The 26231-nt window shown below is 62.3% G+C and carries 25 protein-coding genes, 2 tRNA genes and 1 pseudogene; 23 read left to right on the plus strand and 5 right to left on the minus strand.

Going from position 1 to position 26231, the window contains the following annotated elements; genetic code table 11:
• Positions 1 to 35: 35 nt before the first annotated feature.
• Both I6F35_RS07040 and I6F35_RS40130 read right to left on the minus strand, forming a co-directional pair.
• Positions 36 to 512 carry a hypothetical protein gene (locus I6F35_RS07040; protein WP_225116935.1) on the minus strand — a complete coding sequence of 159 codons (477 nt, stop codon included), beginning with the start codon at positions 510 to 512 and terminating at the stop codon, positions 36 to 38.
• Complete coding sequence (locus I6F35_RS40130) at positions 493 to 2124, minus strand: acyltransferase family protein (protein ID WP_275945442.1); 1632 nt, start codon at positions 2122 to 2124, stop codon at positions 493 to 495. Before I6F35_RS40130 ends, I6F35_RS07040 begins: the two co-directional genes overlap by 20 nt.
• Before the next feature lie 578 nt (positions 2125 to 2702).
• On the opposite strand from I6F35_RS40130, the pseudogene I6F35_RS07055 reads away from it, so the two are divergent.
• The 7 genes and pseudogenes from I6F35_RS07055 (at position 2703) to I6F35_RS07085 (ending at position 10861) form a co-directional block, all read left to right on the plus strand.
• A pseudogene (locus tag I6F35_RS07055) lies at positions 2703 to 3681 on the plus strand (tripartite tricarboxylate transporter substrate-binding protein).
• Positions 3682 to 4247: 566 nt separating this feature from the next.
• The gene (locus I6F35_RS07060) at positions 4248 to 4637 is read left to right on the plus strand and encodes a copper chaperone PCu(A)C (RefSeq protein ID WP_225116936.1); all 390 of its coding nucleotides are present in this window, start codon (positions 4248 to 4250) and stop codon (positions 4635 to 4637) included.
• 108 nt (positions 4638 to 4745) lie between these two features.
• A complete protein-coding gene (locus I6F35_RS07065; protein WP_225116937.1) occupies positions 4746 to 6533 on the plus strand; it encodes a PQQ-dependent dehydrogenase, methanol/ethanol family in 1788 nt (595 codons plus the stop codon).
• Positions 6534 to 6667: 134 nt separating this feature from the next.
• Positions 6668 to 7156 carry a c-type cytochrome gene (locus tag I6F35_RS07070; protein ID WP_225117189.1) on the plus strand — a complete coding sequence of 163 codons (489 nt, stop codon included), beginning with the start codon at positions 6668 to 6670 and terminating at the stop codon, positions 7154 to 7156.
• Positions 7153 to 7800 (plus strand): hypothetical protein, encoded by a 648-nt coding sequence (locus I6F35_RS07075; RefSeq protein ID WP_346283144.1) that lies wholly within the window; start codon positions 7153 to 7155, stop codon positions 7798 to 7800. Before I6F35_RS07070 ends, I6F35_RS07075 begins: the two co-directional genes overlap by 4 nt.
• 276 nt (positions 7801 to 8076) lie before the next feature.
• Positions 8077 to 8685, plus strand: a complete 609-nt coding sequence (locus I6F35_RS07080; RefSeq protein ID WP_225116938.1) for a hypothetical protein — start codon at positions 8077 to 8079, stop codon at positions 8683 to 8685.
• Between the two features lie 688 nt (positions 8686 to 9373).
• A complete protein-coding gene (locus I6F35_RS07085; protein WP_249792421.1) occupies positions 9374 to 10861 on the plus strand; it encodes a calcium-binding protein in 1488 nt (495 codons plus the stop codon).
• 337 nt (positions 10862 to 11198) lie between these two features.
• Here the strand turns inward: I6F35_RS07085 and I6F35_RS07090 are convergent.
• Positions 11199 to 11273, minus strand: a tRNA-Thr gene (locus I6F35_RS07090).
• A gap of 302 nt (positions 11274 to 11575) precedes the next feature.
• On the opposite strand from I6F35_RS07090, the gene I6F35_RS07095 reads away from it, so the two are divergent.
• The 5 genes from I6F35_RS07095 (at position 11576) to I6F35_RS07115 (ending at position 15656) form a co-directional block, all read left to right on the plus strand.
• A complete protein-coding gene (locus I6F35_RS07095; protein WP_225116940.1) occupies positions 11576 to 11773 on the plus strand; it encodes a hypothetical protein in 198 nt (65 codons plus the stop codon).
• Between the two features lie 87 nt (positions 11774 to 11860).
• Complete coding sequence (locus tag I6F35_RS07100; protein ID WP_225117191.1) at positions 11861 to 13561, plus strand: cyclic nucleotide-binding domain-containing thioredoxin-disulfide reductase; 1701 nt, start codon at positions 11861 to 11863, stop codon at positions 13559 to 13561.
• Positions 13562 to 13704: 143 nt separating this feature from the next.
• Complete coding sequence (locus I6F35_RS07105) at positions 13705 to 14013, plus strand: UBP-type zinc finger domain-containing protein (RefSeq protein WP_225116941.1); 309 nt, start codon at positions 13705 to 13707, stop codon at positions 14011 to 14013.
• A gap of 207 nt (positions 14014 to 14220) precedes the next feature.
• Positions 14221 to 14733, plus strand: a complete 513-nt coding sequence (locus I6F35_RS07110; RefSeq protein ID WP_225116942.1) for a hypothetical protein — start codon at positions 14221 to 14223, stop codon at positions 14731 to 14733.
• Between the two features lie 98 nt (positions 14734 to 14831).
• A complete protein-coding gene (locus I6F35_RS07115) occupies positions 14832 to 15656 on the plus strand; it encodes an alpha/beta hydrolase (RefSeq protein ID WP_225116943.1) in 825 nt (274 codons plus the stop codon).
• A 53-nt stretch (positions 15657 to 15709) separates the two neighbouring features.
• On the opposite strand, the gene I6F35_RS07120 is transcribed toward I6F35_RS07115, so the two are convergent.
• Positions 15710 to 16354 carry a TetR family transcriptional regulator gene (locus I6F35_RS07120; protein WP_225116944.1) on the minus strand — a complete coding sequence of 215 codons (645 nt, stop codon included), beginning with the start codon at positions 16352 to 16354 and terminating at the stop codon, positions 15710 to 15712.
• An 88-nt stretch (positions 16355 to 16442) separates the two neighbouring features.
• Here I6F35_RS07120 and I6F35_RS07125 point away from each other — a divergent pair, with 88 nt between their 5' ends.
• From I6F35_RS07125 to I6F35_RS07165, 9 genes are all read left to right on the plus strand, one after another.
• Positions 16443 to 17381 (plus strand): SDR family oxidoreductase, encoded by a 939-nt coding sequence (locus tag I6F35_RS07125; RefSeq protein ID WP_225116945.1) that lies wholly within the window; start codon positions 16443 to 16445, stop codon positions 17379 to 17381.
• Positions 17382 to 17468: 87 nt separating this feature from the next.
• Complete coding sequence (gene murA, locus I6F35_RS07130; RefSeq protein ID WP_225116946.1) at positions 17469 to 18758, plus strand: UDP-N-acetylglucosamine 1-carboxyvinyltransferase; 1290 nt, start codon at positions 17469 to 17471, stop codon at positions 18756 to 18758.
• Between the two features lie 43 nt (positions 18759 to 18801).
• Complete coding sequence (locus tag I6F35_RS07135) at positions 18802 to 19242, plus strand: DUF2948 family protein (protein ID WP_225116947.1); 441 nt, start codon at positions 18802 to 18804, stop codon at positions 19240 to 19242.
• Positions 19243 to 19452: 210 nt separating this feature from the next.
• Complete coding sequence (gene hisD / locus I6F35_RS07140) at positions 19453 to 20748, plus strand: histidinol dehydrogenase (RefSeq protein ID WP_225116948.1); 1296 nt, start codon at positions 19453 to 19455, stop codon at positions 20746 to 20748.
• Positions 20745 to 21248 (plus strand): UPF0262 family protein, encoded by a 504-nt coding sequence (locus tag I6F35_RS07145; protein WP_225116949.1) that lies wholly within the window; start codon positions 20745 to 20747, stop codon positions 21246 to 21248. The genes hisD and I6F35_RS07145 overlap by 4 nt, the downstream gene beginning before the upstream one ends.
• A gap of 35 nt (positions 21249 to 21283) precedes the next feature.
• The gene (locus tag I6F35_RS07150) at positions 21284 to 21748 is read left to right on the plus strand and encodes a low molecular weight phosphatase family protein (protein WP_225116950.1); all 465 of its coding nucleotides are present in this window, start codon (positions 21284 to 21286) and stop codon (positions 21746 to 21748) included.
• 210 nt (positions 21749 to 21958) lie between these two features.
• Positions 21959 to 22591, plus strand: coding sequence for a Maf-like protein (locus I6F35_RS07155; RefSeq protein ID WP_225117192.1), 633 nt, complete (start codon positions 21959 to 21961; stop codon positions 22589 to 22591).
• Complete coding sequence (gene yacG / locus I6F35_RS07160; protein WP_225116951.1) at positions 22592 to 22798, plus strand: DNA gyrase inhibitor YacG; 207 nt, start codon at positions 22592 to 22594, stop codon at positions 22796 to 22798.
• A gap of 162 nt (positions 22799 to 22960) precedes the next feature.
• Positions 22961 to 23036, plus strand: a tRNA-Phe gene (locus I6F35_RS07165).
• 341 nt (positions 23037 to 23377) lie between these two features.
• Here I6F35_RS07165 and I6F35_RS07170 read toward each other — a convergent pair.
• Positions 23378 to 24220 carry a GntR family transcriptional regulator gene (locus tag I6F35_RS07170; protein WP_225116952.1) on the minus strand — a complete coding sequence of 281 codons (843 nt, stop codon included), beginning with the start codon at positions 24218 to 24220 and terminating at the stop codon, positions 23378 to 23380.
• 333 nt (positions 24221 to 24553) lie between these two features.
• On the opposite strand from I6F35_RS07170, the gene I6F35_RS07175 reads away from it, so the two are divergent.
• Together I6F35_RS07175 and I6F35_RS07180 are read left to right on the plus strand one after the other, a co-directional pair.
• Positions 24554 to 25396 (plus strand): ABC transporter ATP-binding protein, encoded by an 843-nt coding sequence (locus tag I6F35_RS07175; protein WP_225116953.1) that lies wholly within the window; start codon positions 24554 to 24556, stop codon positions 25394 to 25396.
• A 3-nt stretch (positions 25397 to 25399) separates the two neighbouring features.
• Positions 25400 to 26221, plus strand: coding sequence for an ABC transporter permease (locus I6F35_RS07180; RefSeq protein WP_225116954.1), 822 nt, complete (start codon positions 25400 to 25402; stop codon positions 26219 to 26221).
• Positions 26222 to 26231 lie beyond the last annotated feature (10 nt).

Below are 26231 nucleotides of genomic sequence, written 5' to 3' on the forward strand. Positions count from 1 at the left end.
TCGCGACGGTCGCGATGTGGAAAGCCGTCGCCCGATCAATCCCGTTCTTGCATCATCGCGACGCCGGACCCGCTGCCACAGTGCTCAGGCGGCTTCTCGCCCCTGGCGGCACAGAAGCGGGAAAAGGAACGATCGTTGAGATACAGCGTGCCCGAATAGCTGTTCCCAACCACGACGCCGTCGAAGACAAAGGGATATCCCTCCTGCCTCAGAATCATCCGCGCTCCGTCGAGACTCCAACGTCCCGACAGCGTGGCCTGGATCGGCCTGCCGCTTGCGGCATCGCGTCCGTCCTCGCGGTAGCTCCCGTCCAGGCTCATTCGCCACGTGTAGACATATCGCGGGAAAGCATCGGGAATGATCGCCGTCCAGACGGTGCCCTCCACACCCGCGGCGGCATCGCGCGAAAGAACTGCATTAAGCTGCAGGCACCAGAGGAGCGCGCACCAGCCTGCGAGTGAGAAAAACCGGCCGACATCGTTTGCTATTAGTCTAGGGCGCGGATCGCGCAAGCAATCTGCCGAACGGCTCCTTGGCCCTTTCGACCATGTAGCGCGAGCCAGCCAAGCTGAAATGAGTCCGGTCCCAATAGAGCCAATAACCTTCCGCCACGACCGGGCATTCGGCACCACAGAAATAATCGACCGGTCGAAGGAGCTCAATCCGATCAGGCCATTTGGCCTGAACCCGTGAGAGCATTGCGTTGATCTTGCTGCCCGATCGCTCGACATCTTCCTTCCTCGAAGGTGGGCACGGCGGCAAAGGAGCATGCAATAAAGGGCCCTGCAACAACCTAGGCCGATTGATCTCGCAGCTGGCGTCAACCTGCGCGCCGATGAGCAGGATCTGACGCCCTTCGACAACTGATACCAAAGTCTGCGTCAGCGCATGTTCCAGCTTTGAGTAGGAATTCCTTTCGTCCGTCCAATTCCTCCCTTGGGTGCTGTCGTGGTAGTCGACCGCCGCATCGTCGTAAATGTCCCAACGCTGGACAAAGATCACGGGCAGGCGCGTTTCTCTCATCCGTGCAAGTGCTTGGTCGCGAGCCTGAATGCAACCTTCCCTGTTCCGAGATCTCAATGTGATGTCTTGAAGCATCGGGCAGCCGGCACTGCCCAGCACTTCCATCCTGATGCTCATGCGCTTCATCAGCGGCTCGATGCCTCTGCCGTACTGATGAGCGTGGGAATCGCCGACCAGCTGAAACCCGACCGATCCGTTGAACGGCTCGATATCCTCGATCAGGGATGGTCCATTCAGCCGCGCATGTTCAAGACGGCTCTCGGGCAGCCTCCAGGCGAAGCCTTTCGATAGGAAGGTGAGATGCGTGATGGTAACCAGCGGAATGATGATGGCACCGAACTGGAACGCATTCTTCCATGCGTCCGCAGGGCCAAGTCCCGAGCGCTGAATGAAGCGACGCTCGATGAAGCGGTACATCAAAGTCGCGACGATGATCATGACAGGCAGCATCGTCAGGGTGCCGGTCCAGCCATCGGCGCTCTCTCCGAAAATGAAGCGGCCGAAGAAAATGATGGGCCAATGGCATAAATAGAGAGAGTAGGAAATCGTACCAATGCCTGCGACGATCGGATGCGAAAGACTCCGCGAGGTTACCGTATTCTCGCCTGCCAGAATGGTGGCTGCGGCGCCGAGGCACGGAATGAGGACCATCACTTCCAGGTTCGCCGTTGTAGGCCTCAGAAATACCGCCCCTGCTGCGATGAAGAGCATGCCGAAGGCGGCAAGGGATTCTCTCGCGATCCGGCTCAACCGATGCTCGTCAACAAACAGCATCAGGGCGCCGCAGCCGAACTCAAAGATTCGAAACGGCATCAGGAAGAATGCCGCTGACGGATCGATCCTCCCCACAAGGAATGCTCCAAGCAGAGAGCTGGTCGTCACCAGCAGAATGATTTCGCGCAGCCGGCCGCTTCGATACGCCAGTACAATGAGGGCCGGCCAGACGAGATAGAACTGCTCCTCCAGCGAGAGAGACCAGAAGTGCAGCAGGGCCAGTTCATCGGAGGTCCGGGCAAAGTATTGGTACGATTCGCGCCAATACTGGATATTGGCGATCGACAGCAGCGCGTGGGTGCATTCCTTTGCAAGATCAAGAAACATCGCCGGCGCACACCAAAGCGCCCCGCCAGGTACGTCGCGATGATCGTGATGATTAGCGCCGGATAAATGCGTCTGGTTCTGCGCACATAAAACCGGCCAAACGAAAAATCACCGAGCGACAAATCCGTCAGAATACTACGCGTGATGAGGTACCCGGAAATCACGAAGAACACGTCGACGCCGACGAAGCCTCCCTCGAACCCCGGCACCCTCAGATGAAACAGAACGACGCAGATGACGGCGACCGCCCTGAGTTGAACGATCTCGGTGCGAAGGGAACTCTTCATACGGACACGGCTTCAGCGAGCGCTGGTTGGTCAAATGATGAATTCCCCTCTAAGTTGCACAATGAATGGCTCGGGAGCAAGTTGATCTGTTATCGGCCTTCCGCCTGAAGTCGCGCTCTCTCGATTACCGCGACAAGCGCAAGCAAGGCGATCTGTGCATTATTTGCGGAGCCGTAGATGGAAGGGCCCACCTATAAGGAAGTGCTCTGACGGCCGGCCCATGCACCGGCGGCCTTGTCGAAGACAACAAGGTACGCAATGCGGACGCGCAACAACGAAAGGCAGGCATTCATGGACGTCACACGCCGAACTCTGCTGGGCAGCGTCGCGGCCTGCTTCGCGGCAGGCGGCGGCGCCCCGGCGTTCGCACAGGGTGCCTGGCCCACGCGTATCGTGCGGTTCGTCTCACCGTATGGCGCAGGCGGTGCCAACGACATCTCGCTGCGGATCCTGACCGAGCAGCTCGAGCGTCAGCTTGGCCAGCAATGCATGGTCGAGAACCGGCCGGGCGCGGGCACGCGCCTCGCCAACGAAGCGGTCGCGCGCGCCGCGCCTGATGGCTACACGTTCCTGTACGCTGCAGCACCCTATGCGACCGCTGAAGCCCTGTTCGGAAAGCTTGGCTATGACCGCAAGGACCTGCAGCCGGTGGCGATGGCGGTTATTGCGCCGCTCTTCCTGATCATCAGCGCCGAGGCACCGTTCAAGAACCTGCAGGAGCTGATCGCCCACGGCAAGGCGCAGCCCAACGGGCTCACCTTCGCCTCTCCGGGCGCCGGCTCGCAACCTCATCTGGCGGCCGAGTTGTTGTTCAGGGATGCAGGCGTGAAGGGTCTCAACGTTCCGTTCCGTGGCGATGCGATGTCGTACACGGAATTGCTGGCAGGCCGCGTCGACGCCACGTTGACCGCGATCAGCACGGCCTTGTCTTATATCCAAAGCGGCAAGTTCCGGGTGCTCGGCGTGGCTTCGGCCGACCGCAGTTCGATCTATCCGGAAGCGCTCACCTTGCGAGAACAAGGCTTGTCCAGCGTGATCGCCGCTGGCTGGTATGGTTTCATGGCGCCGGCTGCGACGCCGCCTTCCATCATCCATCGCCTGCAGGACAAGATCGTCCGCATCCTTGCCGATGCCGACGTCAAGCAGAAGCTGTTCGCTCAGAGGGCTGGAAGCTCGCGGCAGCACGGCCGCGGAGTTCGGCGCGTTCATCGACGCCGAGACGCGTAAATGGGGTCAGGTGATCCGCGACGCCGGCCTCAAAGGGGAATGAACATTCGTCCTCGCGTTGACCGCGCGATTTCGCGTTTATCGCGAGCATCGATCTAGATGCACGTTTTCGGATCGCGGCGCTGCACTGCAACTGTCCTGCTTGGAATCCAATGTACCAGCGCGCTCGCGCCGCGCTGGCTGACCGCTCGCGAACGCCTCGCTCTCGCTCAGCAGCGATCACACTCAGTCGCTGCGCGCATCGTTGGAATGAAATGCGTTAAGCACATCATTCATTGGAATCCTTTTCCAGGCATGGTCCTTTCATCGCCATATTTTGGGATGATTTGTGTTTGCAAGGAGCGTAACGTCGCACGCTAAGAAACAAAAAATGATCTTGGGAGGAACGCGCCGATGAGTCGGACGAAGCATTTCGTTTGGGCATCCATCACCTGTCGCTTTCGGCCGACCGGGTACTCGCAGGATCACGTTCCCGCCGGGACGTAGCCGATGATTGCCATAGCGACATCGGGACGTGATGGCGCGGGTCTTGATCGCGGCAGCCGGATCGCGCTGTCCCGCGGATCGGGACTCCTTGCGATTGGCTTGGTTGCCGTCGGAACCTGGCTGATGTCCGGGTCCGCCGCCGCCAATACAGCGCTGCAGGTGACGAACGCCCGCGTGCCACCATCCGAAGAGATCGGGATCAACCTCCCGCTTTTGATGACGATCAGGAACGATGCGGCGGAAGCCGACGCGATATTACGCGTCCGCTGTCCGTTCGCGAACTTCTCCGAGAAGCATACCGTCGATCGCGGCGAAGGCGCGCCGGCGATGCGCGAGATCAAGTCGATTCCGATTCCGGAAAGCAAGACCACCGAGCTCAAGCGCGACGGATATCACGTGATGCTGCTGCAGACCCGGCAGAAGCTTGTCGACGGCGAGAAGTTCACTTGCGCCATCGTCTTCCAGAAGGCCGGAACCAAAGAAACGGAGGTGGAGGTTTCCCGAACGCCCTGATCGCGGCAGCGGGCCGGGTGAGCCCGCTGAATGAGGCTTCTCGACTGAGCGGCTCGGATGTGCCGGACGCTCGATCCAACATGAACTAGCCAAAGGAGGGCATTACTCATGGAGCGATTTTCAGGTCATGCGACAATCACCAGGCGAGCGCGCCTGCTGGCGATAGCCGCCGCCACAGGAGGGATGCTGGCTGCACTGCCGGCGTTCGCTGCGGACGACGTCAACCAGGAGCGGCTGCTCAACGTCGACAAGGAGCCGGGCAACTGGCTGCATCATCACCAGAACTACTCCGGGCACCGGTTCTCCACCCTCAAGGAGATCAACCGCGATAACGTGAAGAACCTGAAGGTCGCCTGGACCATGCATCTCGGCGGTATCGAGCCGGGCGGCATCTGGAGCCATGGCGGCCTGGAAGGCACACCTATTGCCGAGAACGGCTTCCTCTATGTCACCGACGGATGGGGTTCGGTCTACAAGATCGATGCGCATGGCGGCCGCGGCCAGCTGGTCTGGAAGATGGATCCCAAGACCGACCGCGACTGGGCCGGTGCCGTGGCCTGCTGCGGTGTCGACAATCGCGGCGTCGCGCTATGGGGCAATCTCGTCATTTCCCACACGCTGGACGGCCGGCTGATCGCGACCAACAAGGAGACCGGCCAGGTCGCCTGGCAGCGCACGGTTGCCGATCCCGACAAGGGCGAGGTCATCACCGGGGCGCCGCTGATCGTCAAGGACATGGCGATCACTGGTGTGGCCGGCGCGGAATACGGCATCCGTGGCTGGATCGCTGCGACCGACCTCAAGACCCAGAAAGAACTCTGGCGCACCCATACGATTCCGGCCAAGGGCGAGCCAGGCAGCGATACCTGGAAGGACAGCAACAACGCGGCGGCCGCAGGCGGCGGCTCGACCTGGGTGACCGGCACTTACGATCCGGCGACCGACACCATCATCTGGGGCGTCGGCAATCCCGGACCGGACTGGGACAACGAGTATCGTCCGGGCGACAACCTCTACACCGACAGCTCGCTCGCCCTCGATGCCACGACCGGCAAGATCAAGTGGCACTATCAGCACACGCCGAACGACCCCTACGACTATGACAGCGTGGCGGAGAACGTGCTGGTCGACATCCCCGGACCCAGTGGGCCGCGCAAGCTCGCGCTCGAGGCCGACCGCAACGGCTTCGCCTATGCGATCGATCGCACCACCGGCAAGTTCATTTGGGGCCTTCCGTTCGTCAAGAAGGTCACATGGACCAAGGGGCTCGACCCGGAGAGCGGCAAGCCGATCGAGTATGACCCGAACAAGGCGGTGCAGACTTACATCGCCTCGGTGACGCCTAGCCGCACCAACATGGAAACCGACATCTGCCCCGGCAACATGGGCGGTAAGAACTGGCCGCCGACCGCCTACAATCCGGACCTGAAGCTCTGGTACATCCCTGTCATCGAGAGCTGCAACCGGATCAAGGTCGAGGTGGCTACTCCCGACAAGCTGAAGCCGCGGGAGTTCTGGACCGGTGGCGGCCCGAGCCAGCCGTTCAGGATCACCGGCAGCGTCACTGCGATCGATGTCACCAGCGGGAAGATCGCCGGCAAGTTGGAAACGCCGTTCCCCAATCTGGGCGGCATGCTCGCGACCCCCGATCTCGTCTTCACCGGTCAGCCGTCCGGCGAAGTGATGGCGCTTGATGCCAAGTCGCTGCAGAAGCTCTGGGAGTTCAACACCGGAGGCGGCGTCAACGCACCGCCGATGACCTTCACGGTCGATGGCAAGCAGTATCTCGCCATCCTCGTCGGTCTCGGTGGCGCCTGGGACAAGTGGTTCATCGATTCAACGCCCGAGCTGAAGAAGATCCAGCCCGGATCGATGCTCTACGTGTTCGCGCTCTGACCTTTAAACCATGGAGGGCCCGGGCAATGCCGGGCCCTCCCGCTGCTTCAACAAGAGACGTCATGATGATCTTCAATGCATCCCCGGCGGCGAAACGTGTGCTGCTTATGAGTGTCGTCGCCCTGAATCTTTCGATGCCGGCCATTGCATTCGCTCAGTCGGCGCAGGCGACGGCTTCGGATCCGACCAATGCCGGCAAGGCGGTGTTCAGCAAGGCCAATTGCATGGGTTGTCACAAGTGGCACGGCAATGGCGGCGGTGGTTACGGCGGCGATGCGCTGTCGCTGCGCAAGACGCAGCTCACGCGCGAGCAGATCATCGAAACCGTCAGTTGCGGGCGGCCCGCCACCGGCATGCCGTTCTTCGTGCGCGGCGCCTATGATGAGGTGAAGTGCTACGGCATGAACCGCGAGGAGGCGGGCAGCCACATCCCGCCGGAGGCCGGGACGTTCCTGCGGCAGAAGGATATCGAGGCGGTCGCCGATTATGTGCTTGCGCATATCAAGGGCGCCGGTGAGCCGAGTTATGCGGAATGCGTCACCTTCTTCTCGAGCACCTCGCGGGTCTGCGACATCTACAAGAAGCAGGACGATGCGACCGCCAGCACGGGGAAGAGCCAGTGACGATCAGGCTGCGACTTTGTGGGATCCTTGCCGGCCTGCTCGCCTGGCAGGCGGTCGCGCTCGCCAATTCTCCGGCCCGGACGGAGGAATTCGGCGGCAATGACCTGCGCGACATCCGCCTCGGCATGGCCGTGACCGAATTGCCGGACTCCGGTTATGTCGACTTCTACTGTGCGACGGACCCGAGGCACACGTTGACCGGCTGGAAAGACTGGCGCGACTGTCCGCCCGGCACGAGCGGGGCGCGGGCGATCCGGTTTGGCTATGATCCCATGACCAGCAAGGACGGCACGATGGTGGCGGGCCATCCGGCGCTCCTGACCTTGCTGGTCGACGATGGCGGGCGTGTTGCCGGCTTGCTGATCGAGACCGATCCGAAGGCGCGCCTCTATATCCGGAAGAAGGCGTTCCTGCTCGGGCTGCAGGCCAAGTCGCGCTACGGCGCCGAAGGCTGGGCCTGCACCGAAGGCCAGCCGGACGCGGGAGATCAGCCGGTCGGCGGCGTCTATCTCAAGGAGCGTTGCACCAAAACCGTCGGCGGCCGTGCGCTCGTCGTCGAACGCAACCTGTTCCGCCGGCCCGATCAGGACACCAAGAGCTTCGTCGACGAAACGCGGATCAGCATCCTGCGCGCCAAGGATTAGCGGGCTGCGACGGAACCCGCGCTCCCTCTTGAACGGAGCGAGCCGCTGGCCGCCGAACGCGGTAGCCGAAGCTTTGTCTTCTCTTAACAATAGCCGCCGAAGCAGGCCCATAACTCCCTGCATGCGCGAGAGCCGAAGTTGACCCCGGCTGGTCTCGCCGATATCCAAATATCGTATTCCGGATTCGCTCCCGGTGTCCGGCGGCTGAAGGATGACGGCGCAGACCATTCCCGTCGACGGCGGCTTCATCCTGAAATGAGGTGTCGTGCAATTCCCATGGATGGCCACAATGACGCGTATCAGGCCCACGAGATATTCGTCCACATCCGCATCATCGTCGGAATGATCCTGGGCATCAGCATTGCCCGGCTCGTCAGCGGCGTGACGCGGTTCATTCAGCATCCCGGCAAGGAGAGGATCACTCTCCTCCATATCGGATGGGCTGTTTTCGTATTCCTCGCCATCATCCATTTCTGGTGGTTCGAATTCGCTCTGTCCAGGATCGAGCGGTGGACGTTCGAGAGCTATTTTCTGGTGATCTGCTACGCCGTCGTGTTCGTCATGCTGGCCGCAATGATCTTTCCAGACAACATCGGGGAGCATGAGGGGCTGAAGGAGTATTTCTGGGATCGCAGGAACGTATTCTACGTTCTCATTTTGATTCTGTTTTCAGTCGATGTTTTCGATACGCTCCTGAAGGGAGCGAACTACTACAAGCAGTTCTATGGCTGGTATTATCCGGTGAGGCAGTGCCTCCTGATCGGCGGGACGATAGGTGCGCTGCTGTCGGCTTCCGAACGATACCACGTTGCGTTCGTCGCCTTTGCGCTGGCGTTCCAGATCATCTGGGTTGTGAGTTTGTTCGACGTGATCGGTCCGGCCTGAAGCAGCCGCAACATCCAGCGATTGAGATCAGGCGGATGCCGAATAGGGCGTCTGCGCGATTTGGAGAAAAGTCATCAGGCTCCGGAGACGTTTACGAAACAGGCCCGCGCGTCGAAGGAGGGGGTTCCCTCTTCTCTTGGCGCGGTCCTGCCCGCGCCAATCACCATTATTGCGCACCGGCTGCCCTCGCGGTTCCATATTAAATGTGATTGGACATTATACAACTTTTGATTTAATTTTGTTGTTGGCTGGATTTAAATAGGTCCGTTCTTTTTATATCTGCAAGGAAGAGATTTCGGATGCTCAACTCAGAAGAGCCAGACGCAACGGTCGAAGCCCAAGCCGCTTCCGATCGTCGGAATTTCCTGGCCCGCGCGCAGAGAGCTGCAACCGCAAGAGCGATGTAGGCCGGTAATCGACAGGCCGCTTGTGCACTGAATGCGCGGCCCAAATCCGCGCGGGCAGTGCGTAAATATCATGATTTAATTCTTATTTATTCCGCGTGTTGCGGGATTGCATTCCGTCGCCCGGTTTTGATCGACGTCGTTATCCAGGCGCCACAGGAGGAAGATATGGCGAGTACCAACCAAACCAAGAACCTGGCCGCTCTCCAATTGATGGGAACCGGGGGGTCTTCTACAGATTCCCACGCCCTGGATTGGCTTTCCCTGATAGATCCATCAACAATTTGATCATTGGCACCAGACACGATGACGTCCTCAGCGCACGGGCTGACGGCGACATTGTCCTGGGCCTTGCCGGCGATGATCGCTTGAGCAGCGCGTTCAACCGGACAGCATTGATCGGTGATCGCGGCGATGACACTTTGACAACCAATGTTGTCGTCCCGCAGGGCGATTTGCACGGACTTGCCATCCAGTTCGGCGGAACAGGCAACGACCACCTCGATGGGACCGTGACCGTTCAGGGTGAGAGCACGCCTCAGAGCAACGAGAAGACCGCAGATGTGCTCCTCGATGGTGGCAGCGGAAACGACGTTATCAACGCCACAGCAAATGTGGCGCCTTGGGTCTTCGAAACTGTAACCGTCAGCACGCACGTGTTCAGCGGAAGCGGCGATGATACTATTGATGCCCTTGCGGATGGCCGCAACGCCATCGGAAACAGCAACGCCATGAACACCGTCGACGGCGGTTCCGGCGATGACCACATCACGGCTCATGCCGAAACAGAATTCTCTGCGTACAACGGCAGCGCCAGCAACGTACTCTTCGGTGGTGATGGCAACGACGCGCTGGACGCGGCCGCTATAGGACGATCCAATTCCACCGACCTGGTAACAAACGAGCTTCACGGTGGCCGGGGCGATGACATATTGCACGCCTTCAACTTGACAGACTCCAACAGCAGCACGCCGGTCGGGATCAATCAGCTTTGGGGCGATGACGGCAACGACACCCTGGAGGCGACCCATTCCACCGATGGGGAGAACGCCGTTACTGATCTCACGAATTACCTGGATGGCGGGAGAGGCAATGACAACCTGATTGCGAACTCCACCGCGCTCGGCGGATTTGTCCGCGCACTCAATCAGCTCGAGGGAGGCAGTGGCAACGACAGCCTCACGGCACATCTCGACGCTGCGGCGCATGGTGGAATTGGTCCCGGGGGCGATCTCTACAATGTCGCGAACGTCCTGAGTGGCGGCGCAGGAGACGACCAGCTCACTGCGTTTCTTTCGGCAACCCCCAATCCCGCAGTCACGGACAACTCCATTGCCGAGAATCGTCTGGATGGCGGCGCTGGAAACGATGTCATGGCGGCAACCGTTGCGCCGGGTTCGCTCGGATCGAGCTTCCTCAGCGGCGGTGCAGGCAATGACCAACTCACCGTCTTCGGTGGATCAGGGAATGTCCTCGATGGCGGCGATGGCAAGGACGTGCTCACCGGCGGCATCGGGAACGACGATATGTTCGGCGGACGCGGCACCGATACATTCGTCTTTGCCGCCGACAGCGGGCATGACACGGCCGACTTCCAAGCGGGACGAGACAAGATCGACCTCACGGCGCTGGCCGCAAACAACATCCACGACTTTGGCGACTTGAACATCGAGGTGACCGGTGGCAACACCATCATTCACTTTGATGCAAATAATGACCTCACCGTCGCGGGTGTTCAAAATCTCAGCGCAAATGATTTTTGGTTCTCGTAGCGCAGCAGGCTGGACGAACCCCGACCTGTCGGCCGACATTCATTGTCGCGGCCATCGCCACGATTGCAGATGGAGCGCAGTCAACGTCGGCGCCGCCTGAGTTGCCTCGACGAACACCTCCACGCGCGTAACGCTTGAGCCGAGCGCCAAAGCGACTACGGCATGGCATCCTCGTGATAAGCGGTGCCGCGATAATCCTCGCTCACGTCGCATATTTTGGCGGTGTGCTCCGAGCACGACCGGGCAGGGCCTTTTCGCTTCGTCCAGCGGGTATACAGATCGCCAGCGTTGGCCGACGCTATTCGAATTCGTAAGTGACTGATCGCTCTACGATTTCTGGTGCTGCCGGACAGGATTGAACTGTCGACCTCTCCCTTACCAAGGGAGTGCTCTACCACTGAGCTACGGCAGCATGCCCGGGAATGAAGAATCGGCCGAATTGGCCCCAGCGGGCGCGGCGGTTCTTGCCACAAGCCCCCCTCCGGCGCAAGCGCGGGGACGGGCGGCGGCCCGCAAAAACGCCTCGTCTGGTCGAAATTCGGCCAATCCGGGGCGCTTCGGTTCCATGGGCTGCTCGGGAATGCGATTTTGGCTGCTTTGCCCCAGCGCGCACTGACTCTGGGGAGTCCACCTCCCCGATAGACCCGGTGCATTGCCCTGGGCGCCTGGTCTATTGTCATGCACCCATGGCAGGTTCGCGAACACGGGTCCAGCATGCAGGACGAGAAAGACAAGCAGGAGCGGCAGGCCGCGATCGCGTCGAACGAAAAGAGACAGCATCGCCTCAAGCTCGCGCTGCGCGAAAACCTCAAGCGGCGGAAATCACAGGCGCGCGGGCGCAGCGGTGTTGCATCTTCCGAACCGGGGGAAGGCCGACTAGATGACGCAGGCGATAGCGAGCCGGGTCGCTAGCCGATCCGGACTTTGCTTGGCATGGTGGCCGCTCTGTTTTGGTTGAGGACGAGGCTGTGTTTTGGTTAAGGAGAGTGAGTGACTGAGATGGCTGCAGAGACGATAACGAATCCGATCAGCGCGAGATCGCTCGCGTTTCCGCGGCACGAACAGACCTTCCCGACCCTGACCGAGCACGAGATCGAGCGCATGCGCCGGTTCGGCGATGTCAGGCGCTATAGCGACGGCGAAGCGCTGTTCGAGACCGGCAAGCCGGGACCTGGCATGTTCGTGGTGCTTTCGGGCACGGTCGCGATTACCCAGCGCGATGGCCTTGGCCATGTCTCGCCCGTGATCGATCAGGGGCCGGGACAATTCCTGGCCGAAATTGCCCAGCTCTCCGGCCGTCCCGCGCTGGTTGACGGTCATGCCGAAGGCGAAGTCGAGGCACTGTTGATCCCGCCGGACAGGTTGCGAGCGCTGTTGGTGGCCGAGGCCGAACTCGGCGAGCGCATCATGCGCGCGCTGATCCTGCGCCGCGTCAACCTGATCCAGGGCGGCATCAGCGGCCCGGTGCTGATCGGCTCGCCCTCGCTCGGAAGGATCGCGCAGTTGCAGAACTTCCTGGCGCGCAACGGCCAGCCCCATCACGTGGTCGATCCCGCAACCGACAAGGACGCCGCCGACCTGGTGGCGCGCTATTCGCCGACGCGCGCCGAACTGCCGCTGGTGGTCTGCCCCAACGGCAACGTGCTGCGCAACCCATCCGAGACCGCGCTTGCGATGGCGATGGGCATGATCGGCGACCACGCTCATGACAGGCTTTATGACGTTGCCGTCGTCGGCAGCGGGCCGGCCGGGCTCGCCACGGCCGTCTATGCGGCGTCCGAAGGCCTCTCGGTCGCGGTGCTCGATTCGCGCGCCTTCGGCGGCCAGGCCGGCGCCAGCGCCCGCATCGAAAACTATCTGGGCTTTCCCACCGGCATTTCCGGCCAGGCGCTCGCCGGCCGCGCCTTCAACCAGGCGCAGAAATTCGGCGCGGATATCCTGATCCCGGTCTCGGTCAGGTCGCTCGATTGCTCCAAACGGGACGGCCTGTTCTCTCTCGCGACCGAATGCGGGCACATCTTGCGCGCAAGATCGATCGTGGTGGCAAGCGGAGCGCGCTATCGCCGGCCGGGAATCGAGAGTCTCGAGGCTTTCGAGGGCCGTGGCGTCTGGTACTGGGCCTCGCCGATCGAGGCCAAGCTGTGTGCGGGGCAGGACGTGGTGCTGGTCGGCGGCGGCAATTCCGCAGGCCAGGCCGCGGTGTTCCTGTCTGGCCATGTGCGCAAGGTCTACATGATGATCCGTGGCGGCGGCCTGGGGGCCAGCATGTCGCGCTATCTCATCGAGCGCATCGAGGCGACGCCGAACATCGAACTGATGTTCAACACCGAGATCACGGCGCTCGAAGGCGGCGAGGATTCCACGCTGCAGCGCGTGCGCTGGAAGAGCCGCCTGGCGCCGGAGCAGCACACGCTCGACGTCAACAACGTCTTCCTGTTCGTCGGCGCCGATCCCGCGACCGGGTGGCTGGAAGGTTGCGGCGTCAAGGTCGACCGCGGAGGCTTTGTGATCACCGGCCAGAACGGGCACGATGGCCCGCGACAGGGACAATCGCTAGAAACCACGGTGCCCGGCGTGTTCGCGGTCGGGGACGTCCGCTCCGGATCGGTCAAGCGCGTCGGCGGCGCCATCGGCGAGGGCGCCCAGGTCGTCGCGGCGTTGCACGGCTTCCTCGCCGACAACGCCAATTCGACGGCCTGATTCTTTGGGCCGAAATCATAAATGTGGTCTGGTCGGATCAGGTTATCCGCATACTCGTCCGCCTCCCCTGCTTGCGGGGGAGGTCGGCGCCTAGGGCCGGGTGAGTGGCTCGATCTACTTCATCATGCATTAGGAAGCACCGCATGTCCAAAGGCTGCACCCATATTGCCGATATCCAGACCGTCACGCCGAGCGCGCTCGGCTGTGAGGAATGTCTGAAGAGCGGCAGCCGGTGGCTGCATTTGCGCATCTGTCGCACCTGCGGCCATGTCGGCTGCTGCGACGATTCCCCCAACAAGCATGCGACGGCGCATTTCCACGCCACCGGCCATCCGATCATCGAGGGTTACGATCCGCCGGAAGGCTGGGGCTGGTGTTATGTCGATCGCGTGCTGTTCGATCTCACCGAGCGCAAGACGCCGCACAACGGCCCGATCCCGCGCTACTACTAATTCCAATGCCTGGTGATTGCTGTCGGTGTGCCGTCATTTATGACAAGCGTGCAAACAGCTTCGGCAATCCGATACTTTGGTTTATCCGCATCATATCTATTCATCTTATCCGCATCATATAGATCGGCCTTCCGGTCCGCGAGCCATGTAGCAATCCCGCTTGTCGCATCGTAGTGTTCCCCGCGGTCTCATTGGGGAGTACTTCACATGATCCTGGGTATGAGCTTGGCCACGCTGACGCTTGTTCACGTGGTGATCAGTCTGATTGCGATTGTCGCCGGCCTTGTCGTGATGTTCGGGCTGCTCGGCTCAAGGCAGATGCCGGGACTCACCGCGATCTTCCTCTTGTTCACGATTCTCACCAGCGTCACCGGCTTCCTGTTTCCGTTCAAGGAGCTGTTGCCGTCGCACATATTCGGTGTCATCTCGCTGGTGCTGCTCGCACTCGCCTGCATCGCGCTCTATGTCATGAAGCTCGCCGGCGCCTGGCGGCCGATCTATATCGTGACGGCGATGACGTCGCTCTATCTCAACGTCTTCGTGCTGGTGGTCCAGTCCTTCCTCAAGATACCCGCCCTGCAGGCGCTTGCGCCGAGCGTGCCGCCGGCTCCGCCGTCCGGCCCCGTCTTCGCCGCTGTGCAGGGCATCGTGCTGGTGTTGTTCGTGGTGGCGATCATTGGTATCTGGCGGCGCTTCAGGCCGATGGCTTCGTTCGCTTGACCGACACCGTGATTTGATATCGCAGGGCGATTTTGAAATCCGGAGCATGCCGGCGTCCGGTATGTTCGGACGCTCCCACTCGCACGAAAGGCTGCGCGATGCCCACCATCACCACCAAAGACGGCACCATGATTTTTTACAAGGACTGGGGAAATGGCCAGCCCATCGTCTTCAGTCACGGTTGGCCGCTGTCATCGGATGACTGGGACACCCAGATGCTGTTCTTCCTCAATCACGGTTTTCGCGTCATCGCGCATGACCGCCGCGGCCACGGCCGGTCGAGCCAGGTGAGCGACGGCCATGACATGGATCACTATGCCGACGATCTCGCCGCGGTGACCGAGCATCTCGATTTGAAGAATGCCGTCCACGTCGGTCATTCCACCGGGGGTGGCGAGGTGGTCCACTATATCGCGCGGCACGGCGAGAGCCGGGTGGCGAAGGCGGCGATCATCAGCGCGGTGCCGCCCTTGATGGTGCAGACTCCGGCCAATCCGGGCGGCTTGCCCAAGGATGTCTTCGACGGCTTGCAGGCGCAGCTCGCCGCCAATCGCTCGCAATTCTATCGCGAGCTCGCGTCGGGCCCGTTCTACGGTTACAACCGGCCGGGCGCCAAATCTTCGGAAGCCGTCATCCAGAATTGGTGGCGCCAGGGCATGATGGGCGGCGCCAAGGCGCATTACGACGGGATCGTCGCCTTCTCGCAGACCGACTTCACGGAGGATCTGAAGAAGATCAACGTGCCCGTTCTCGTCATGCATGGTGACGACGACCAGATCGTGCCCTATGCGGACGCCGGGCCGTTGTCAGCCAAGCTGCTCAAGAACAGCACGCTGAAGACCTACAAGGGCTTTCCGCACGGCATGCCCACCACGGAAGCCGCCACCATCAACGCCGACCTGCTCGCGTTCATCAAGGGCTAAGCGCCGCTTCTTTCACCTTTCCCCGCAAAGGGCGGGAGAGGGAGAAAAGACGCTCACGCGAAGATCGCCCGGATCGCCGCGAACATCCGCTTGGCGAGAAGCTCCGGCTTCTCGCGGGCGCCCTCGGCAGCCCAGAGCTCGGCGCCGATGCGCATCGCGCCGGCGGTGATCATCGCGACCAGCCGCGCCTGCATCCTGTCAGCCTTGTTGCCGGCGCGTTTGAGCAGCGCATCGGCCAGCGCGCGCTCCAGCTTCTCATACTTGACCTGATCGCGTGCCTGCAGCGCTGGATTGTCCCGCTTCAGCCGCGCCATTGCCACCGCCTCGCCGGGATCGAGCTGCCCGGCCATCGCGATGATGGCGTTCTCCGCCGCGGCGAGCATGGATTCCTCGGCGGGCCGCGCCGCGACCGCCGCGATCAGCGCCGCCGTGCTTTCCTCCTGCCAGGCAAACACGACGTCCTCTTTGGACGCGAAATAGTGAAAGAAGGTGCGGCGGGAGATGTCGGCGGCGGCGACGATGTCGTCGAGCGTGGTCGCTTCGAAGCCGCGCTCCAGGAACAGCGCCATCGCCGCCCGCGTCAGTCTTTCGCGCGTCTCCTGGCGCTTGCGCGCGCGCAGGCCCGCCGCCGCGGGTGCGGATTTCTCCTTTGATAACCTGCCGTTAGCCGGTCCGCGCAAGGTCGCCGGTCGCTTCAAATTCTTCACCACTTGCATAATTGCACTTAGTGCACATTTAGCAGGGGCACGGCTTGGAACCACACCCGATTCGACAGGAGATATAAGCATGAGCGGCTGGAGCACTGCAGACATTCCATCCCAGATCGGCAGGACCGCCGTGATCACCGGCGCCACCGGCGGGCTCGGTTATGAGACCGCACTGGCGCTGGCGGGCGCCGGCGCAACCGTGGTGCTGACCGGCCGCAACGACGCCAAGGGCAAGGACGCGCTCGCGCGCATCCGCGCACAATATCCCAACGCCGACGTCAGCTACGAGACGCTCGATCTGGCAAGCCTCGCCTCGGTCGCCGACTTCGCCGGCCGCTTCGCCATCAGCCGCCCCTCGCTCGATCTCCTCATCAACAATGCCGGCGTGATGGCGCTGCCGAAGCGGCGGACGACGCAGGGCGGCTTCGAGATGCAGCTCGGCATCAATTATCTCAGCCATTACGCGCTCACGGCGCGGCTGCTGCCGCAGCTTCGCCGCGGCCGGAAGCCCCGCGTCGTCAATCTCTCGAGCCTGGCGCACCGCTCCGGCGCGATCGATTTCAAAGACCTGCAGTCGCAGCAGTCCTATCGCCCATGGCGCGCCTACTGCCAGTCGAAGCTGGCGATGCTGATCTTCGCGCTCGAATTGCAGCGCCGCAGCGACGCCGCCGGCTGGGGCTTGATGAGCAATGCCGCCCATCCCGGCTATGCGCGCACCGAGCTGATCCCGAATGGTCCGGGTACGGCAAGCCTGTCCTGGCGTCTCGGCCGTTTGCTGCAGCCCTTTGTCAGCCACTCTGCCGCGGCCGGCGCATTGCCGACATTGTTTGCCGCGACCTCGCCGGACGCCAAGCCCGGCGGCTATTATGGTCCGAACCGGTTCTACGAGATGAAGGGCCCACCGGTGGAGGCGAAGATCATGCCGCAGGCGAAGGATGCCGCGGTCGCGGCGATGCTGTGGGAGATCTCGGCGACGCTGACCGGCGTCTCCTTCGACCAGTTCGCGGCGGCTGCCTGAAAGGCCCACGAAATCGCCCTAAATTTCAACACTTTTGCGGTAGCCTCGGCCCTCCTGTAAGTTCCCCGGATCAGGCGAAGAGGCAGCATGGATCGCATCCGTATCGTCGGCGGCAACAAGCTCAACGGTACCATTTCGATATCGGGCGCGAAAAATGCCGCGCTGCCGCTGATGATCGCAGCACTGCTCACGGAGGAGACGCTGATCCTCGACAACGTGCCGCGGCTTGCCGATGTCGCGCAGCTGCAGCGCATCCTCGGCAATCACGGCGTCGACATCATGTCCGCGGGCAAGCGGCCCGGCGATGGCGAGTACCAGGGCCAGACCCTGCACATTTCGGCCGCCGACATCATCGACACCACCGCGCCGTACGAACTGGTGTCGCGGATGCGCGCCAGCTTCTGGGTGATCGCGCCGCTGCTTGCGCGCATGCATGAGGCGAGGGTGTCGCTACCCGGCGGCTGCGCCATCGGCACCCGGCCGGTCGATCTGTTGATCATGGCGCTGCAGAAGCTCGGCGCCGAGATCTCGATCGACGGCGGTTATGTCGTCGCGAAAGCGCCGGGCGGCCTGCGCGGCGCCGACATCGCCTTCCCCAAGGTGACGGTGAGCGGCACCCACGTCGCGCTGATGGGGGCGACGCTGGCCAAAGGGACCAGCGTCATTACCAACGCCGCCTGCGAGCCTGAAATCGCCGATGTCGCCGCCTGCCTGAACAAGATGGGCGGGCGCATCACCGGCGCCGGCACGCCCTGCATCATCGTCGAGGGCGTCACAAGGCTCCATGGCGCGCGCCACACCGTGCTGCCGGATCGCATCGAGGCCGGCACCTATGCGATGGCGGTCGCCATGACCGGCGGCGAGGTGCAGCTTTCCGGCGCCCGACCTGAGCTGCTGCAATCGGCGCTCGATGTGCTCAGCGACGCCGGCGCCACCGTCAGCGTCAACAATGACGGCATCCGGATCGGCCGCAACGGCGCCGGCCTTCGCCCGGTGAAGGTCGCAACCGCGCCGTTTCCCGGCTTCCCGACCGATCTGCAGGCGCAGTTGATGGCGCTGATGACCTGCGCCGACGGCGCGTCCGTCATCACCGAGACCATCTTCGAGAACCGCTTCATGCATGTGCAGGAGCTGGCGCGGTTCGGCGCCAGGATCTCGCTCGACGGCGAGACCGCCACCATCTGCGGCACCGATAGGTTGCGCGGCGCGCCGGTGATGGCGACGGACCTGCGCGCATCCGTCTCGCTGGTCATCGCGGGCCTTGCCGCGGAGGGCGAGACCATGGTCAACCGCGTCTATCATCTCGACCGCGGCTTCGAGCGGCTGGAGGAGAAGCTGTCGGCCTGCGGGGCGTCGATCCAGCGTATCAGGGATTGATATCAAGGTGGGAACCGGTTCTCGTCCAGAAGCTTCTTTCACCATGACGCCGCCCGCGCCGCTCAAGTTGATCGCGCTCGATCCCGACGATCTCGCCGTGATCTCTGCGCATGTGCAGGATGCCCGCGTGCAGGCCTCCGACATCGTCTGGCGCCAGGGCGAGAAGCGGCTCGTGGTCGGCATGTCCAGGTTGGACTGGGAGCAGACGCTGTCGGGCGAAACCGCCTCGCGCCGCCTGATCGCGGCGCTCCGCTTCGACCGCGTGCTGGCCTGCAAGTCGCGCAAGATCAACCTGGAGGCGCCGGACACCACCCTGGAACTGCTCTGCATCGAGTTTCACCAGGGCGAAGCGCCCGGCGGCAGCGCGCTGCTTTTGTTCAGCCAGGGCGCCACACTCCGGCTCGATGTCGAATGCCTGGAATGCGAATTGACCGACCTCGGCCCTGACGACCTCGGCACCGCCCCGGCGGATCGGGGCGGATAATTCCCCGTCGTCCCCGCGAAAGCGGGGACCCATAACCACCGATGCAAATTGTGGTCGGAATTCGCCCACCCATCCGCGTACAACCGCTTGCGCTGGTGGTTATGGGTCCCGGGTCAAGCCCGGGACGACGAGGCGGCGCCATCGAGGGTTGACGGCCCCCTATCGCCGCGCCATTGAGCAGGGGCCCCGAAATCAACCCAAGACAGCCCCATGCCCCTCCGCCTGGACCGAAGCAGCGCCGATTTCGAGCAGCGCTTTGCCGCCTTCCTTACCGCCAAGCGCGAGGTTTCGGCCGATGTCGAGCGCGCGACGCGCGCGATCGTCGACGACGTGGTGGCGCGGGGCGACGCCGCGCTGATCGAGGCGACCCGCAAGTTCGACCGGCTCGACCTCGATGCGTCCCGCCTGCGCGTCACCGCGGCCGAGATCGATGCCGCCGTGAACGCCTGCGATGCCGCCACGGTCGACGCGCTCAAGTTCGCCCGCGACCGCATCGAGACCTTCCATCAGCGCCAAATGCCAAAGGACGAGCGCTTTATCGATCCGCTCGGCGTCGAGCTCGGCTGGCGCTGGAGCGCGGTAGAGGCTGTCGGCCTCTATGTCCCCGGCGGCACCGCGGCGTATCCGTCTTCGGTTCTGATGAACGCGGTGCCGGCCAAGGTCGCCGGCGTGCCGCGCGTGGTGATGGTGGTGCCGGCGCCTGACGGCAAGCTGAACCCGCTGGTGCTGGCGGCCGCCCATCTCGGCGGCGTTGCCGAAATCTATCGCGTCGGCGGCGCGCAGGCGGTGGCCGCGCTTGCCTATGGCACCGCCACGATCGCGCCGGTCGCAAAGATCGTCGGCCCCGGCAACGCCTATGTCGCCGCCGCCAAGCGGCTGGTGTTCGGCAAGGTCGGCATCGACATGATCGCGGGCCCTTCCGAAGTGCTCGTGATCGCCGACGACACCGGCAATGCCGACTGGATCGCCGCGGATCTGTTGGCGCAGGCCGAGCATGATGCGAGCGCGCAATCGATCCTGATCACCGATAGCGCGCGGCTCGCCGCCGATGTCGAGCGTGCGGTCGAAGCGCAGCTTGCGACCTTGCCGCGCGCGGAAATCGCGCGCGCCTCCTGGAATGATTTCGGTGCGATCATCCAGGTCGAAAAGCTCGACGATGCGGTGCCGCTCGCCAATGCGATCGCGGCCGAACATCTGGAGGTCATGACCGCGGATTCTGAAGCGTTCGCGGCCAAGGTCCGCAACGCCGGTGCGATCTTCTTGGGCGCGCATACGCCGGAAGCGATCGGCGATTATGTCGGCGGCTCGAACCATGTGCTGCCGACCGCGCGCTCGGCGCGGTTCTCCTCGGGCCTCGGCGTGCTCGACTTCATGAAGCGGACTTCGATCCTGAAATGCGGCCCCGACCAGTTGCGCGCGCTGGGGCCGGCCGCGATGACGCTCGGCAAGGCCGAAGGGCTGGATGCCCATTCCCGTTCCGTCGGATTGCGCCTCAATCTCTCATGAACAAGCCGCCCACGGACGAGGATTCCAACAATCGCATCGTCGCGGTGACGCTCGATGAGGAATCGATCGGGCGTTCGGGGCCGGATATCGAGCATGAGCGCGCGATCGCGATCTACGATTTGATCGAGCAGAACCTGTTCGCACCACAAGGCGCCGAGGGCGGTCCGTTCACGCTGCATCTCGCGATCACCGGCAACCGGCTGATGTTCGATATCAGGCGGGAAGACGGCACGCCCGTGGTGGCGCATCTGCTCTCGCTGACGCCGTTCCGGCGGATCGTGAAGGACTATTTCATGATCTGCGACAGCTACTACCAGGCGATCCGCACCGCGACGCCGGACAAGATCGAGGCCATCGACATGGGCCGCCGCGGCATCCATGACGAGGGTTCGCGCACGCTGCAGGAGCGGCTGAAGGGCAAGGTACGGGTGGATTTCGAGACCGCGCGGCGCCTGTTCACGCTGATCTGCGTCCTCCACTGGAAGGGACAGGACGCATGAGGCGCGCGCGGCCGCAATCAGACGAAGCATAGCGCATGGCGGTGCCGCCCGCGCGCAATCCGCAGGCCGTGCTGTTCGCATGCGGCCTGAACAGCGTGCGCTCGCCGATGGCGGCGAGCCTGTTGCAGCAGATGTTCCCGCAAGGCCTCTATGTGCGTTCGGCCGGCGTCAAGAAGGGCGAACTCGATCCGTTCGCTGTCGCCGTGATGGCCGAGCTCGGCCAGGATATCTCCGCCCACAAGCCGGTCACCTTCGAGGAGCTCGAGGATTGGGAAGGGCTCAATTTCGACCTGATCATCACGCTGTCGCCGGAAGCACACCACAAGGCGCTGGAATTGACCCGCACGCTCGCTGCCGACGTCGAATATTGGCCGACCCACGACCCGACCGGCACCGAAGGCAACCGCGAGCAGAAATTGCAGGCCTATCGCGAAGTCTGCGACGGCCTGTTGATGCGCATCCGCAAGCGTTTTGCAAAGACCAGCGCCGCAAGCGAGTAGGGATGTGCGTGCCGAGGGTCAGGCCTCTCAAGGGACCCCCGCTAGCAGACGCGCCCCCTTGTCGCTTCCCTGACAAAGAGCTGTGCTTATGGGGCCTTACGTCCTCCTGATGGAAATGATTCGCGAGCCGGTTCCACGGTTGTGAAAGAAGGCCCCTTCCGATAGGTTCCGCGCGCCTTTAGCCCCTTAAGTCCGCTCTCCATGAACCTGATGCTTGGCCGTCCCAAACTCGTTCTTGCTTCCGGCTCGCCGCGGCGGCTGGCACTGCTCAACCAGGCCGGTATCGAGCCCGACGCGCTGCGTCCGGCCGATGTCGACGAGACCCCGCGGCGGGGCGAGCTGCCGCGCGCCTGCGCCAACCGCCTGGCGCGGGCCAAGGCCGAAGCGGCGCTCAAATCCGTGCAGCTCGACGACGACATCCGCGGCTCCTTCATCCTGGCCGCCGACACCGTGGTCGCGGTCGGCCGCCGCATCCTGCCCAAGGCAGACCTGGTCGACGAGGCCGCGCAGTGCCTGCGCCTGCTGTCCGGCCGCAACCACCGTGTCTACACCGCGATCTGCCTGGTGACCCCGCGCGAGGCGTTCCGCCAGCGCCTGGTCGAAACCCGCGTGCGTTTCAAGCGTTTGAGCGAGGATGATATCCAGGCCTATATCGGTTCGGGCGAATGGCGCAGCAAAGCCGGCGGCTATGCCGTGCAGGGCATTGCCGGCTCCTTCGTGGTCAAGATGGTCGGTTCCTACAGCAATGTGGTGGGACTGCCGCTCTATGAAACGGTCACGCTGCTCGGCGGCGAGGGTTTTCCGATCCGATACGGCTGGTTGAACACCGCTACGGTTGGTTGAATGCGGCAAGAGCGAAGACAGGCGGGCGCTGCGGAGGCGCCTGAGAAGGCGAACAAGCCGTCCAGGCCGTGCCCGATCTGCGGCAAGCCGGCCGAGCGCGCCTTCCGCCCCTTCTGTTCCCCCCGCTGCCGCGACGTCGACCTCAACCGCTGGCTCTCCGGCACCTACATCGTCCGCGGCCGCGACGACGAGGTCGAGGAGGAATAGGCTAGATTTTCCAATAAGTTGTGGATAAGGCCGCCTGTTCGCGCGGGCTATGCGAAGCGGGCCGCGCCCGGCGTAGCCGAAGGCGAAGCCGGGTAGACAGCAGCCCTCCACCCCACTATAACCCGCCCGCTCGCTCGGCCGTTTCCGGCCCTCCCGCGACCTGCCCAGGTAGCTCAGTTGGTAGAGCATGCGACTGAAAATCGCAGTGTCGGTGGTTCGATTCCGCCCCTGGGCACCAAAACTACGCTTTTGTGCATGGCATTGCGTGAGCCGCTGGGCTGCGGATCCATAACGTCGCGCGTTGCCGTTTCCGCGCCAGACCGGTGGATGTCAGCTATGGTCGCCGACAACGGGCACTGATCGCTTCAATTGCCTGATTACACCTGGCGAGCTGCTCAAGCGCGATATGTTCGTTCGTCTTGTGTGCGACATCAACCGTACCTGGACCGCAAACGACGGTCGGGAATCCCGCTTGAAGCTGTTTGCAGCAAGCTGGACTGCCGGCTCGGGTATCAAAGCAACCGCTCAGACCGAAGCTTCGAGCGGCTCCGGCGATCGTTCTTGCTACGAACCTGCGGCCTACTTGGTCGGGGCGGCGACCCGGCCATTTTTCGGCGTCTTCGCGTTAGCTCCCTTGTGCTTGGGGGGCGACTGCGTTCGCTGGTTGGACTGGCGTATCATGTTTTCGATGTGGGTGTGCATCGCGGCTGCGGCGGCCTTTTCGTCGCGTGCCTCGAGCGCATCCAGGACGTCGCGAATCTCGCCTAAAGCGTCGCTCATTCGCGTTGTTGAGCCCTTCCTCATCAAACGGATCCACCGAGACTTGTCGGTGAGGTTCAACAGAACATCAGCCAGGGGCTTGTTGGATGCGGCCTTGTAGATCGCCAAATGGAATTGCAGGTCGAGCTCCAGGAATTCGTCCATTCGATCGGCGGGCACGCGCTTCCCGTAGGCCGCGAGCGCGCGACGAAAGCGCCGCATTTCCAGCTCGTTCATGCGCTTGGCGGCGCGCCCGGCGAGATAGGCTTCGAGGAGCAATCTCGCTTCGAATATCTCGTCTATTTCCGCCTGCGAAAGACCGCGCACAAACGTGCCGCTTTGCGGAGATATCTCGATCCATCCCTCATTCTGAAGACGTGAAAATGCGGTCCGAACCGGCGACCGTCCGCATCCGAGCTCCTCGGCAATCCGGCTTTCGGATATTTTTTCGCCCGGCTTATAAACCAGCTCGGTGATGCGCCGCTTGATCTCGCGATAGATCACGCCAGCACGACCACTCTCTTGGTTCAGATCGGCTATCATTCTCTTGCTCGGCAGCTCGTCAAAAGGCTCACCCTTGAATAGCCCTTCGTTTCGCGGCTGTGCAACTGCAACACGCATCGATTGGTACAGTTCGGCACACTGATCTACAGGTGAGCGCATTCGGCCCGGTCCCCAACACCTTAGAGTCTTTCGCAGCCAGCTTAATACGGCGGGACCAAGGTGACGACCCAAACTAGTCAACAAGTTGTCTAGCAGACTAGTTTGCCATGATTTTAGTCTCCTGATGCCGGTTTTGTCGTCATCCCCCGCGCGCTGAATGAGCCTGCTCAGCACATCAAGCGGGAGTTCCAGCGAGATACGTGTCGAACTCGACGAAAACGACGGTCGAAGCCTCATGTTGGCTACGGAGCGCATCTGGCACGAGAGTTGCTGACTGAAAGCGAAGCATGCTGCGCATCGCCGTCGATGTGCTCGGGCAGGGAGCGTACAACAATGAGCCTCGTGGCGAGTTACCCACGACGTGCAGGGCAGCCCTATGTTCCAGATAGGCCCTTTCAAGAAGCGGTTCGCCTGCGTGCAGTCTCGAAAATATACGAAACGGAATCCGGGGAGACCGTTCACGCGCTGTCGAACATCAATCTCGATGTGCGATCAGGTGAATTCCTTTCCGTAATCGGCGCATCCGGATGCGGAAAAACCACGCTCTTGCGCATAATCGCCGGCCTTGAGGGCGGCTATGACGGAGAGCTCTCGCTGCGCGGAGACAGTGCAAGCCAGGTGCGCCGCAATGTCGGCATCGTGTTCCAGGATTCGAACCTCCTCCCCTGGAGGAACATTCTGCAGAACGTGCTGCTGCCAGCTCAAGTGCTGCGCCTCGATAGACGCGCTTCAATCGAACGCGCGCACGAGCTCATCGAGCTCGTGGGTTTGAAGGGATTCGAGCACAAATATCCCTACGAGCTATCCGGCGGAATGCGACAGCGCATCTCGATTGCGAGAGCCCTCGTTCATGACCCCGCAGTTCTGCTGATGGATGAGCCGTTTGGTGCGCTCGACGCGCTTACGCGTGAAGTGATGAACGTTGAGGTGCTCAAGATCTGGGAGGCAACAAACAAGACCGTCTTCATGATCACCCACTCGATTTCCGAGGCCGTGTTCATGGGCGATCGGGTCGTCGTGATGTCGCCGAGGCCAGGTCGAGTAGTGGCTGAGGTCGATATTGCGTTGCCTCGGCCAAGAAATATCGAAACGCTGAGTGGAGAAGCCTTTGCCGCCTACACGGGGCAGCTTCGGCGGTTGCTCGATATAGGCTCGTCTCGGAAGGAGGGAGCGTAGTCGATGCAAATTGAACAAGCGCAGAGTGCAACAATCGCCGCTCCGACCCGGTCTCGAAAAAACCGGCCGATACGCCCTTTTGTTTCGGATACGGCGATATCGGTCCTCGGCTTTCTTGCACTCGTGAGCATTTGGGAAGGCGCAGTCTCGGCTTTTCAGGTGCCGGACTTCGTGTTGCCCGCGCCTTCCGCGATAGTCACCTCGCTTTTCCAGGGATTGGCGTCCGGCGTCTTTGTTCGGAATTTCCTCGTTACGGGCTTTCAGACGGTGGCCGGGTTCCTGGTTGCCGCGCTTGTTGGTACCGCGCTGGGCGCCCTTGTAGCGCAGTTCGCAATCGTCGAGCGCGTTGTGTATCCGTGGCTCGTTGCCTTGCAGACGCTGCCCAAGATTGCGATCGCGCCCTTGATCATCATCTGGGCGGGTTATGGCATCGGATCCAAGGTGATCATCGTTGCTCTGGTGGCGATCTTCCCGGTCCTCGTCAACACAATCATGGGCCTTAAGTCGTGCGACCGTGGAAAGCTGGATCTCATGCGCTCGCTTGGAGCCGGACGTTGGGAAACCTTCCGAGTCGTTCAGTTGCCCAATGCCCTTCCATTCATCTTCGCAGGTTTAAACGTGGCGATCGTAATGGCCATTCTCGGTTCGATCGTTGGCGAGTTTGTCGGGTCGAAATCGGGGCTCGGCAACCTTATTCTGGAAGCGAACTTCCAGTTCGACGTCGCGAGGATCTTCGCGGTCCTGGTGCTTCTCGGCCTCTTCGGCGTGCTGCTCAGCCAAATCATGGGCTTCGTTCAGCGACGGCTTCTCTTCTGGAACAAGTGACGTTCTCTCA

This window comes from Bradyrhizobium sp. BRP22 (genome assembly GCF_020194175.1).
Classification (GTDB): Bacteria; Pseudomonadota; Alphaproteobacteria; order Rhizobiales; family Xanthobacteraceae; genus Bradyrhizobium.